At 55.4% G+C, this 13,269-nt stretch carries 7 protein-coding genes; all 7 read left to right on the forward strand.

Going from position 1 to position 13,269, the window contains the following annotated elements:
* Positions 1-68: 68 nt before the first annotated feature.
* The 7 genes from pglX (at position 69) to DF196_RS03625 (ending at position 13,127) form a co-directional block, all read left to right on the forward strand.
* Positions 69-3,719 (forward strand): BREX-1 system adenine-specific DNA-methyltransferase PglX, encoded by a 3,651-nt coding sequence (gene pglX, locus DF196_RS03605; RefSeq protein WP_109056522.1) that lies wholly within the window; start codon positions 69-71, stop codon positions 3,717-3,719.
* A gap of 1 nt (position 3,720) precedes the next feature.
* On the forward strand, positions 3,721-5,094 hold the full coding sequence (locus DF196_RS13255; RefSeq protein ID WP_146194696.1) for an ApeA N-terminal domain 1-containing protein: 1,374 nt from the start codon (positions 3,721-3,723) through the stop codon (positions 5,092-5,094).
* Between the two features lie 185 nt (positions 5,095-5,279).
* Complete coding sequence (locus DF196_RS13420) at positions 5,280-5,417, forward strand: hypothetical protein (protein WP_158276257.1); 138 nt, start codon at positions 5,280-5,282, stop codon at positions 5,415-5,417.
* A gap of 282 nt (positions 5,418-5,699) precedes the next feature.
* On the forward strand, positions 5,700-6,995 hold the full coding sequence (locus tag DF196_RS03610) for an ATP-binding protein (protein WP_193852558.1): 1,296 nt from the start codon (positions 5,700-5,702) through the stop codon (positions 6,993-6,995).
* Positions 6,992-9,628 (forward strand): BREX-1 system phosphatase PglZ type A, encoded by a 2,637-nt coding sequence (pglZ, locus tag DF196_RS03615; RefSeq protein ID WP_109056523.1) that lies wholly within the window; start codon positions 6,992-6,994, stop codon positions 9,626-9,628. The genes DF196_RS03610 and pglZ overlap by 4 nt, the downstream gene beginning before the upstream one ends.
* A gap of 33 nt (positions 9,629-9,661) precedes the next feature.
* Positions 9,662-11,920 carry a BREX system Lon protease-like protein BrxL gene (brxL, locus tag DF196_RS03620; RefSeq protein ID WP_206603772.1) on the forward strand — a complete coding sequence of 753 codons (2,259 nt, stop codon included), beginning with the start codon at positions 9,662-9,664 and terminating at the stop codon, positions 11,918-11,920.
* Between the two features lie 106 nt (positions 11,921-12,026).
* Complete coding sequence (locus DF196_RS03625; RefSeq protein WP_109056525.1) at positions 12,027-13,127, forward strand: tRNA (adenine-N1)-methyltransferase; 1,101 nt, start codon at positions 12,027-12,029, stop codon at positions 13,125-13,127.
* The last annotated feature ends 142 nt before the right edge of the window (positions 13,128-13,269 follow it).

A 13,269-nucleotide genomic window follows, 5' to 3' on the forward strand; every position in this document is an offset into this window, starting at 1 on the left:
AGGACGTGCAATGAACGTATATTTCGGGTCATAGCAGACCGGAATCGAAAAACGATAAGGATGAAGGTATGAACACGGGTAAGTTGCAGGCGTTTGCGGCTGGGGCGCGCGTGGAGCTGATGAAGGCGGTGCGGGCCAAGTTGGATGCGGCGATGGAACCGGATTCGGCGGCGAGCGTGGACAATCCGCGCGCGTTTGAGAAACTACAGGATGAGATTCGTAACAATGGCGGTGGCGAGCAGGGGCGTGCCCGGACCGCGGAACGTCACGCCTACCGTTGGTTCAACCGGATTATCGCCCTGCGGTACATGGATGCGAACGACTTCACCAGCCCGCATGTGGTGTCCGGCGAGGATGCGGACAATCCGAACGCCTTGCCGGCCATATTGTCGGCGGCCAAGCGTGGCGAATTCGACGAGGACGTGTTTGGATTAAACGTTGGCGCCAAGACCAAGCTGGTGCCCACGATCACTGCATTGTTGGACGGCAGCAAGACCAGCAACGATCCGCAGGGTGAGGCGTATGGATTGCTGCTGCGCACATACTGCGATTACTGGCATAGGTCCCTGCCGTTCATGTTCGATGATGCAGGCGCGGCCGACGAGATCTTGATGCCGGCCGACCTGCTCGCCTCAGATTCGGTGTTGCGCAAAGTCGCGGAAGTGATGACCGTGGCCGATTGCGTGGGCGACGAAGGGCAGGGCAATGTCGAGATCATCGGCTGGCTGTACCAGTTCTACATTGCCGAACGCAAGGATGAGGTCATGGCCGGCTTCAAGAAGAGCAAGAAGGCCGGCGCTACCGAAATCCCCGCTGCTACCCAGCTGTTCACCCCCGACTGGATCGTGCGGTATCTGGTCCAAAACACCGTCGGCCGCCTCTGGACCCAATCCCATCCCGAATCCCAACTTTGGAAGTCTTGGGAGTACTACATCCCAATGGCCCCCTCTGACGAGGGGGCTGTCACCGAAGGTGACTGGGGGAGAGAAGAAAAGAGTCTGAAAATCACCACCCCGGAGGAATTGACCGTCTGTGACCCCGCCTGCGGCTCCGGCCACATGCTCACCTACGCCTTCGACCTCCTCTACGACATCTACGACGAAGCCGGATACTCCGCCAACGAAATCCCTGCTCTGATTTTGCAGCACAACCTCTTCGGCATGGAGATCGACGAACGCGCCGCCAACCTCGCCGCCTTCGCCCTGACCATGAAGGCCCGCGGCCGTTATCGCCGTTTCTTCCGCAAGCAGGTCCAGCCCAACATCCAGCGCATCACGCCCGAATACTTCACCGAAACCGAAGTCGAAGAGCTGAACGAGATGTATGGCGTCACCTTCGACGCCGATACCTGGAACACCTACCAACATGCCGACACCTACGGCTCCCTCATCCAACCTCCAGCAGACCTTACAGCATTAGCGGTGTCCTCGGCCCCCTCTGACGAGGGGGCTGTCAGCGAAGCTGACTGGGGGAGAGACCAAGGTTCGCTACTCTTGAGTACTGATTTACAGGAACGCTCCAAAGTCGTCCTCAGCCAAACCCGCTACCTCGCCCGCCAATACGCCGCAGTAGTCGCCAACCCGCCCTATATGGGCTCCAACAACATGGGCAATGAGCTGAAGCGGTATGTGACGGAGCACTACAAGGACGGCAAGGCAGATCTGTTTGCTGCGTTTATCCTACGTAACCTGCGACTCATACAACCAAACGCCTTGCTTGGCATGATTACTATGCAAAGCTGGATGTTCCTCTCCTCGTTCGAGGAACTTCGAAAGAACTTGCTTGCAAAGAACTCCATAGAAACGATGGCGCATCTCGGGGCTGGCGCGTTCGACAGCATCGGTGGTGAGGTTGTTTCCACCGCAGCATTCACGATCCATAAGGGCCAGGGCAATGGCAAAGGCATGTACTTGCGTTTGGCTGACGTGAATGGAGATGACAATCAGTCCAACATGTGTGCCGGTGCTGTGCGGGGCGAGCATAACGATCTCATGTTCACCGTCAACCAGCAGGATTTCGCCCAGATTCCCGGCTCGCCGATTGTGTATTGGCTGTCCGATGCCATGCGAAAGACATTCACGATGGGTAAACCATTGGAAGAAGTCGCGAAACCGCGTCAAGGTTTGGCTACGGCTGACAACAATCGCTTCATCCGTGAATGGTGGGAGGTTGCTCATTCGCGCAGTTCGTTTGATTGCAAATCACATGAGGAAGCGGTAGCGAATGGCAAACGTTGGTTCTGTCATCTCAACGGAGGCGAGTTCCGTAAGTGGTACGGGAACCAAGAGTTCGTAGTCAACTGGGAAAGTGACGGTGCTGAAATTAGAAATTTCGGCATGGAAGATGGCAGAAGGCCGCGTTCTAGGGCGCAAAACACTGATTATTATTTCAAATCGTCTGTGTCTTGGTCGAGAATCGGTTCCGGACAGGTGGCTTTTAGATTAGTTCCACGAGGATTCCTATTCTCCGATACGGCTCCTTCCATTTTTGCAATGCCAGAAACCTTGAATGGTTTGATTGCATTTAGCAATTCTTCTGTGGCTATGGCCATGCTTGCAGCAATCGCCCCTACTTTGCACTTCGAAGTCGGTCAGATTGCCTCGTTGTCCATCATAGATGGGCTTGAAAATCTGAATGATGGTAATGTCGAGTCCTTGGTTTCAACTTCTAAAATTGATTGGGATTCCTGCGAAACCTCGTGGGGGTTCTCTGAGCTGGATATTCCGAGCGGCTTAGATAATGCTGTGCTATCCAGCGGCGTTCCTGCTTATATTGCCCGCTGTAAAACCATCGCCGAGAAACAGCGTCAGTGCGAGATCAAGAACAACGAGCTGGTTGCGGACGCCTATAACGTGCGTGACGAAGTGCCGTGCGATGTGCCGATCGAGCGTGTCTCGCTGAAGCGCAATCCGGCGTTCGCATACCCGAAGAACACGCCCGTCGAACGTGACGAACTCATGACCAAAGACATCGTCAAGGAGATTATCTCCTACGCGGTAGGCTGCATGTTCGGCCGCTACTCGCTCGACAAGCCGGGGCTGATTCTCGCGTCCCAAGGCGAAACCATCGACGACTACCACGCGCAAGTCCCGAACCCCTCGTTCGAGCCGGATGCGGACAACGTCATCCCCATCACCGACGACGAATGGTTCGAGGACGACATCGTCACCCGCTTCCGCGACTTCCTGAGCGTGGCGTGTGGCGAACAGCATCTGAACGAGAACATCGCTTACATCGAGCAGGTGCTCGGCAAGCCGCTGCGCAAGTACTTTGCCACGGATTTCTACGACGATCATGTCAGCATGTACAAGAACCGTCCGATCTACTGGATGTACTCCAGCCGCACCGACAAGAAGGGCGCGTTCAAGGCGCTCGTCTACTTGCACCGGTACACGCCCGTTACCACGAACACGGTCCTGAAGTACCTGCGCGAGTTCACCGCCAAGCTCAACGCACAATCCGAGGCCCTGCTCACCTCCGGCAAGCCCGCCGAAGTGCGCAAGGGTGAGAAGTTGCGCGTATCCATCAAGGAGTGCACCGACTACGAGCGCGATGTGCTCTACCCACTAGCCACCCGCAACCTCCCCATCGACCTCGATGACGGCGTCCTCGTCAACTACCTCCGCCTAGGCCCCGCCCTCCGCACCATCAAACCCATCGAAGCCAAACGCCAAACCGTCCAATCCTGGACCTGGCCCACTCACCCATTAGAGGACTGAAATGTCTGACGAATTGCCGCAATTGAATGAACCTTTAACTGGATACATTGTTCTGGACAATAGTCCTGAACGGGAAATACCTGCGGTTCTTCGCGATACAGGAGAACGAATTGAACTTATGATTCCGTTTAAGGATATTCGAACCATACCTGGGAATTGGTTCGTGTCCTCTTGGCTGGGCGATGAGGGAGGCCTAGTTGTCGGTTCGCAAGTTCCGGATTCCATACCGCATGAACTATTGTTTGTTTGTAATGCGCGCAGCTTTACGCTTGTGGGATGCCGCGGATCGGGCATGACTATGTCCATGGGATTAGGTCCTGGCACTGGAACGGTCGTCCCCACATACATGGTTTGCGGCGGACGGCATAGCCATTATGCAGAGATCAATGGTCTTAGAACACAATGCTTGGATTTAATTCGTTGGTTCGATTTACCTTCAACGTCATTAATCATGAAGCAAGATGAGGTGGGGAGATGTGACAATGTCAATGTTTGCTCTACTAAAATCCCGCCTCTTAGTGTTGATGAACGGGTAGGTTTAGTTATTCGTCCAGTTTTTGAAGTATCGGAATCAAGTAGAACCGATTCGATTATTTCACATGAGTCGGTGCTGATTGAGACGAAGATGGAACATGTAGCGAGTTGGGAAGAGCATCTGTCTATTCATCGTGCCATCAAGGACCTTATATCGATATCGGATTGGAATTCACGAGAATTCACTGATATGACAGCGATGCGATCAGACGACCCGAAACTGATTGTAGAGGGTAAGGTGATGCAAGATAAATGGTCCTCTGTAGTTTCTTACTATCCTCTTGTGCAAAGAAATAATGCTGCTAATTTTCAAGATACTTTTCTTTTTTCATATCAAGATATGGGTGTCGCGGGAATTAATAAGTGGATTACCCTACGTGAGAATTGTAGGAAAGGTACGGCACTGATATCCTACCTTGCTCGAGATCATAAGCATCTGGCATTGGAAACCTTGTCTATGCTTACTGGCACTGCCCTTGAATGTGTTGGTTGGTATATAGTTCAATCCGAACATCAGGAGAATCGAATAAAAAAGCGTTCTGATAAAGAACAGCCAAAAACATATAAAGATATGTTGGATGCAGTTGCAGAGAAACTTGGTGTTGATTTCCCATTTAAAAGTAGTGATGCATGGGCAAATAGTATGAAAAATACTTATATAAGTAGTAAACATGTTGATGCAGGCAATGTTGATTTTCAAACTATGTATCAGGCAACGATGCAAAGTTTGGTTATATTAAGAATGTGGCTAGGTGCTCAGATTGGCGTAAATATAGCTATTATGCGGCAAAGACTTTATCAAGATGGAATAGGGAAAAATATTCGGAACATGCTTGCTTAATCACTTGCATATAGAAAGGTGGGCCGGTTAATGGACTATTTGTCTGGTGAATCCAAGAACGTTGAGTATAAGGTGACGTTGCCGGATCGGAGCGTCAAGTATGTGAAGACGGCGGTGGCGTTTGCCAATGGCGAGGTGGGCGCATCATTTTCGGCATCGAGGGCCAGACGCTGAACGTGGTTGGCGTGCCGGACGATCAGGTGTTCACCATCATGGACGCCATCGCCGACAGCTGCGAACCGCTCATCATTCCGGACATCTCCATGCGCGACATTGGCGACGGCCTTCTCCTACATGCGTCAAGCAAGCACAGGGGACGTTAGTGACCTACTGGGTGTGCAATCGCGGCGAGCAAGAGAAGTATTGTCCGAGCTGGTGACTTTAGGACTGCTGCAACGCATCGGTGCTGCGCGCTTCACTCGTTATGTACTGGTTGCCGATGCGGACGCTGTGAGCGAGAATCGGCATTAAAATGTGTCGACTATGCTTGACGCATTTGGAGAAAAGACAATATGGTTTCGACTATACTGGAAACTATCGGTGGATTCATCCTTATGTGTCGAGTATGATCGAAACATGAGGATGTTGTTCCGCAAGCGTTGCACATGAAAGACGGTGATGCCAAAGTGGTCAGAACGTTATATGCTCGTCCGCGATATCAGATGCTGCTTGAACGATACCGGGACATTGACCAAATCAAAGTGTTGCGTGGTGTGCGTCGTTGCGGAAAATCCGCAATCCTGACGATGTTCATGCGTCGCCTTATGGCTGATGGCGTTCCGGCAAAGAATATCTTTTACAAACGATTCGATGAATTCGGCATGCCCGCTATGCAGACGGCAGATGATCTCACCAGGGAACTTTCCGATGCGATGGATGCGCGCGATCCGCAGACCATGTTCTATGTGTTCCTTGACGAGATTCAGGAAGTTTCTGGCTGGGAACACGTAGTCCGTGGACTCCATACCAAAGACGGTGTGGACGTGACGGTTACCGGGTCCAATGCCCATTTCCTTTCCTCCGATCTGGCCACGTTGCTTGCAGGACGATATATTCCAATCGACGTATTCCCGCTATCGTTCCAAGAGTATTTGGAGTTTCGCAAGGAGTCCGGTGCCGCGTATGGAAGCGTGGACGAGGCATTCTCCGCGTATCTGCGTTTCGGAGGCATGCCGGGGCTATTCTCACTGAAGGAGCAGGACGAAGACGATATCGCCCGCGAACTTTCAGCGGTATTCGACACGGTCATTCTCAATGATGTGGCCAAGCGCCTTGGCATTCGTGACCTGCCATTGCTGGAGCGACTCGTCACCTACCTGTTTTCCACATCCGGGAATCTCTTCTCAACTCGCAAGGTCGTCGGTGCGCTGAAAAGTGGTGGCTATCGTGTCTCGCAGGACACCATCGAAAATTACATCGATGCGCTTGAACGCGCTTACATTCTCAACGGTCTTTGCCAGAGTGGGCTCAAGGGTAAGGAACTGCTGAACCCGTTGCGTAAGTTCTATCCGGTGGATACCGGGTTACGTAATCTGACCACTAATTTTTCCGTCGAGGATCTCGGATTTCAGTTGGAAAATGTCGTCGCCAATGAGTTGCTGCGTCGGGGTAATCAGGTATCGATCGGTGCGGTGCCGATGGAGACTTCAGGTACATCCGAAATTGATTTTGTCGCTGTCAATCATCAGCGTCGCGCCTATTATCAGGTCACGCAAAGTCTGATTGACGAGAAGGTCTTTGAGCGAGAAATAGCCCCGCTGCGTGCGGTGGGGGATTCTTTCCCCAAGTTCATCCTCACGTACGATCATGCGCGTGGCGGCATTACTTCAGACGGCATCCATATCGTATCTGTCATGGATTGGCTGCAGATCAACGACACGGAAAGAAAGGATTTCGTATGAACGGCGGCGTGCAGATCGGACGATTGTTGGCGTCCCGGTTCGCGGTATTCGACGGGACGCCGTATAGCGCCGGGCGCATTGTGTTCTGGCATGACGAACATGGCGAGTTCGCGGACCAGCTGGACGGTATCGCCGGGCCGGATGCAGCCGACGAGACGTTGCGCGATGTCCAGATCGTGCGTCTAGAACGAAATCCGTTCGCGTTGAAACATCGCATGCTCATCGAACAGCCGACCGAGAAGTTCCTCGTGTATCTGACCGGCAAACTGCCCAAAGACGAAGACAATTGGCTGTTGGATCTCGAACTGGCATACGGTCCTCTGTTCACCGCCGACAAGCTGTCGATGATCGTCAACGAACTGTTCCCGCGCGAAGCGTCCGCCGCCACTCGCGATACGTGGCTCACTATCATGCAACGCACCAAACCGTTCTTCGAGGACGACGAACTGGTCGAATCGTTGGCAAGCCGTTTGCGTGCCAATGATGACGAACGTGATTTCCAGGCGAAGATGATCGCCGTGCTCCTAGGCTTGCCGGCGGGGGAGCACAGTCTGCAATCGATTTGGCGCCAGTTGCTTGAACATTACGCGCGAGGTGACACGGACGGCATCGAACGCATCAAGGCGATGGGACTGCTCGACTATCACTGGACCGGCACGCGCGGCATTTATCGGTTCGATTCTGCAGATGAACTGGCGCATCCCACGGTGAAGGATTTCGTGCTATGGCTGTTCCGCCTGGCATGGAACGGGTTCAGTGACGCCGAACATGGCGCCGACTACTATGCGAACATCCGCCGTGACTTCGACATGTGGCGCAACGATCCGCGGTTCGCGCCGGTGATGCGGACCTTGGCTGAGGACGTGTTCTCCGACCTGTCGCTCGACCATGACATCGCTCGTATGGGACTGGACGAGTTGGTGTCGCATGGCGTCTTCCGTGAAGTCGACGAGCAGCTCGTGGAACTGCTGTACGCGGACCTCGGCAACGAGAACATCGCCGACGACGACGTGCAACGCATCGTCGCATCCCGCCAATATGGCCTGTGGCATGACGATTTCACCAAGGATTATGCCGTCATCGCCGCCGCCAGCGCATTGCGGGCTCAACTGCGTGCGGCACGGCCCGTCATGGCATCCATCACATCGACACAAGCCGGGTTCAGGATCTACGCCGACGACCTGTACCGTGTCGACGGCTGTTACCGTCGGTTCATCGCCGCATGGAAGGCGAGCAGCCGACCGTTCAGCGGCAGAATGGTCGCGGAAAGCCTTGAACAGGAATACGCGCGCTATCAGGCCGATCTTGGCATTGCATGGCAGACGCAGGTCAACACGATGACCGACTGGTCGATCGACGATGTCCCCTCGCAAACCGACTTCTACGTGCACAATGTGAAGAAAACGATCGACGCCGGCAAGAAGATCGCCGTCATCATCTCCGACGCGCTGCGATACGATGTCGCCGCGGAATTCCGCGAACGCTTGACCTCGCAAAGCCGCTGGAACGCCACAATGGACGCGCAACTGGGCGTGCTGCCCTCCTACACGCAATTGGGCATGGCCGCGCTGCTGCCGCACGCGACACTCGCACTGGATCCGGCAGACCACTATTTTGTGCTTGCGGACGACCAATCAACCAAAGGCACGAACGCGCGAACCTCGATCCTTTCCTCAGTGAACGGCATCGCAGTGGACGCGGAAACGCTGATGAACATGAAACGGGACGAATACCGAGAACTGGTCAAATCCTGCAACGTGCTTTACGTCTACCACAACGTCATCGACGCGACCGGAGACAAGGCCGCAAGCGCGTCGGACGTATTCGGCGCCTGCGATCGTGCGCTTGATGATCTGGACAGCATCGTCAAGCGACTGGCCAACGCGAACGTGACCAACATGATTGTCACCGCCGACCACGGTTTCCTCTACCAGGACCATGATGTGACCGATGCCGAATGGCTGAGCGAAAACCCCTCAGGCGACGTGATCTGGCAGAAAAAGCGACGGTTCGTCATCGGCTCCAACCTTGCGAACAAACCCGCGTTCGTCACGTTCTCCGCTTCACAGGTCGGATTGGGCGATCCGAACAGCGAGCACGTGACCATACAGATTCCCAACGGCATCCATCGGCTACGCCTCCAAGGTGACGGCGCACGATACGTACATGGCGGCGCTGCACTGCCGGAAATCGTGGTGCCGGTCATACACATCAACAAAGGCCGTTCGGCCTCCGGCGACGCACGCCGGGTGGAATTCCGCATCCTGCAGAATACCGACCGTATCACTACCGGACAGATTACTGTCGACTTCCTGCAAACCGAACCGGTGGGCGGCAAGATATCCGAACGCACCGTGCTCGCCGGGCTGTGGGGTGTGGAACCCGACGGGCAAGCCACGCTGATCTCCAACGAAGTGCCGCTCGCCTTTTCGTCCACGTCCAAAGACTCGGCCGAACGCCACGTTCCGGCCACGTTCCTGTTGACTACGGACGCAGACCGGTTCAACAACACCGTCATTGAACTGCAGCTGAGCGAGCGGATTCCCGGCTCTAGCCAGACGCGCAGACTCGATACCAAGGCGGAATATCGGCTCCAGCGCGGGCTGGTGATCGACGACGGCTTTGACTTCTAATGCGAAGCAAAACAGACAGGTAGGGTAGAAACCATGATCAATGAAGAGCATGTGGCAAGCAACTTGTCGTCCGACCAAGGCAGCGTTCCGCCAATGAGCGAACTGGACCGCAAAGTGACCGCCGAATTCTCCGGCTACACGGTACGCAAGGATCTTGTCAGCAAAGTCAAGGGTAACGCACTCGTTCCCTCGTATGTGCTGGAATATCTGCTCGGCAAATACGCGACCACCACTGACGCGAGTAGCGTACAAGCCGGCGTGGAACGTGTTCGGGCCATCCTCGCGGACAACTACGTGCATCGTGAGGAGGCCAATCTCATCCAGTCGAAGATCCGCGAAAAAGGCCGCTACCAAGTCATCGACAAAGTACAGGTCGCGCTCAACGAAAAACTTGATCAGTACGAGGCTTCATTCGAAAACCTCGGTATCAGCAGGGTCATCGTCGATTCGCAGACCGTCAGGAATAATCCCAAGTTGATGGTCACCGGCATCTGGTGCATGTGCACGCTGGTGTATGCCTATTCGGGAGATCCCAAAGAAGTGCCATGGCGCCTGCATCGGCTGATGCCCGTGCAAATGTCGCATGACGACCGAGAGAACTATCTCGCGATGCGCTCGCGGTTCACGGCCGAGGAGTGGATCGACCTACTTATGCAGTCGGTCGGATTTAATCCTGCGCAGTTCTCGTCGCGCGCCAAAATGTTGCATCTGGTGCGCATGATCCCGTTCGTGGAGCGCAACTACAACCTGATTGAACTCGGTCCGAAAGGCACCGGCAAGTCGCACATCTACTCTGAGTTCTCGCCGCACGGCATGCTCATTTCCGGTGGCGAGGTGACTGCGGCGAAACTGTTTGTCAACAACACAACCGGGCAGATCGGTCTGGTCGGTTTCTGGGACACGGTGGCGTTCGACGAGTTCGCCGGCAAAACCAAAAAGGCCGACCGCGCGCTCGTGGACATCATGAAGAACTACATGGCGAACAAGTCGTTCTCGCGCGGACGTAACACCATGCAGGCGGAAGCGTCGATGGTGTTCGTGGGCAACACGTCTCACAATGTGCCGTACATGCTCAAAAATACGGACCTGTTTGAGGAATTGCCTGCCCAATATCACGATCCGGCCTTCCTTGACCGCATCCATTACTATCTGCCCGGTTGGGAGTTCGAGCAGATACGCAGCGAGATGTTCACCTCCGGTTATGGTTTCGTGGTCGATTATCTGGCCGAGATTCTGCACAATCTGCGCAATGTGGATTACGGATCCGCGTTCGAACGGTACTTCACGCTTTCGCCGTCATTGTCCACCCGTGACAAGGATGGCGTGCGCAAGACCTTCTCCGGTCTGATGAAGCTCATCTATCCATCAGGCGAGGCGACGATGGATGAGATGGAGCCGCTGCTGCGTTGTGCCGTCGAAGGACGCAAACGTGTCAAGGACCAGCTCTGCCGTATCGATTCCACCATGGCGGAGGTCGATTTCAGTTACACGCGCGCTGGCGTTGCGGAACCCATCGTCGTGCACACATTGGAGGAAAACGACTATCCGGAACTGTATTGGCGCGGCAGGCTTGAAGATTATGCCGATGATGGGAACGCACTGAAGCCGGAACAATCGTCGGTGATCTCGGCTGCCTTGGAGAAGACGTCCGATACGACGGTTTCTGAAATCGACGGTTCGATAACGCCGATACCTGTCCAGTCTCAGACGATATCCCGGCCTGAATCCGTCGCGTCCGCTGTGCAATCCATGACTGTGCTTCAACCGAAGCTATCCCGTATAGAACGGGCTGCCGCAGCGGCCAGGGAGGGGCGTCTCGAATTCTCGGAAGATCAGTTGGGTGTCACCTATAACAAACTGTTCTGTGCATTCGTTGCCGGAGCGCACCATATTACGCTAAAGGACCCGTACATTCGTAAGCCTTACCAGATTCGTAACCTGACAGAATTCCTGGAGACCGTGCTCAATTACACGGATCGAGGTGAGGAGGCTCAGGTGCATCTGGTGACCGGCTATACGGATGAGCAGCATATCGATAACCAGATTGAGGATCTGAATAGGGTGCAATCCGTATTCGACCAGTTGGGCATCACGTTCACCTATGAGTTCAGTGATACTGGTCATGATCGTTCCATTGTCACCGATACCGGATGGATTATTACGTTGGGCAGAGGACTCGACATCTTCCAGCCATATGACAGTGATTGGCTGAACCCGCTTACACGGCAGCAGCGGCTGCGCAGAGTGAAGGAGTTCTCCGTCATCTACCAGCGCATCCAGCCGAAGAGCTGAAGCGGCACCCACATGCCGTACACTTGTACCGTTTGCGTACATGTGCATGATGCCGGTTGATGGCAGAATACTGGAATCGAAATCACGAACACTTCAAGGAGGGACTATGGTCAGGCGCGGGCCGCTGGGCGCGGGGGAGAAGGTGCAGTTCACCGACCGCAAGGGCAAGAAGATCACTGATCAGCTGGTGGCCGGCGGGTCCACGCAGACCGAGCACGGGCTCATCCTGCATGACAGCGTGATCGGCCAGTCCGAAGGCACCGTGATCGTCACCGTGCACGCCAAGCGCGAGGCGCAGGTCAACCAGGTCTACCCGGAGAAGGACAAGAACAAGCCGTGGAAGTCCTCGCGCGCGATCGGCGGCTGGGAGTACGCGGTGATGCGCCCGCGTCTGGCCGACTACGTGCTGTCCATGCCGCGAGGTGCCCAGATTATGTACCCCAAGGACATCGCCCAGGTGATCCAGCTCGGCGACATCCGCTCTGGCATGCGCGTGCTTGAATCCGGTGCGGGTTCCGGCGCGATGAGCGTGAACCTGCTGGACGCCGTGGGGGAGTCCGGCCACCTGACCACCATCGAGCTGCGCGCCGAATTCGCGCGCGTGGCACAGGCCAACGCCACGCTCTATTACGGTGAACAGCCGGCTTGGTGGGACCTGAAGACCGGCGACTTCGATTCCGTGGCGGCCGGACTGCCCGAACACTGGTATGACCGAATCATGCTGGACATGCTCGACCCGTGGAACCGACTCGAGCAGGCGTATCGTGTGATCGCCCCCGGCGGCGTGCTCGTGGCATACGTGACCACCACCACGCAGATGAGCCGCATGGCCGAGGCCCTGCGCGCGGCCGGCTGCTGGACCGAGCCGCAGATCCAGGAGACGCTGGAGCGTACTTGGAAGGCGCAGGGGCTCGCCGTGCGCCCGGACCACCAGATGATCGGCCATACCGGCTTCCTCGTGGTCTCGCGCGCCATGGCCCCCGGATTCGAGGCGTTGAAGAAGCGCGAACGCTATTCCAAGGACACCGTCACCGACGTAGACGAGCTGACCGACGAGCAGCGCGAGGCCCGTTTGGAGGAGCTGGAGCTACGCGACATCTCCGACCACAAGCTGCGTAAGGTGTTGCGCGACCTCGACCGTCAGGTGGGCGCGCTCGGCGAAACCGGCGAGGTTGGCGACGGAATCGTCGGCGAGCCAGCCGAATAAAACATGTGGCACCCCCGATGTGCCCCCGACATTTTTACGGATGTCCGCACGCGCCTATGATGGTGACAATACGGATAATCGAATAAGAGGCCGCCGTGCGATGTGTATGGCGGCCGCGGCGCGACGGCGTACGTGCATGCAC

Origin of the sequence: Bifidobacterium callitrichidarum (assembly GCF_003129905.1) — a bacterium.
Taxonomy (GTDB): Bacteria; Actinomycetota; Actinomycetes; order Actinomycetales; family Bifidobacteriaceae; genus Bifidobacterium; species Bifidobacterium callitrichidarum.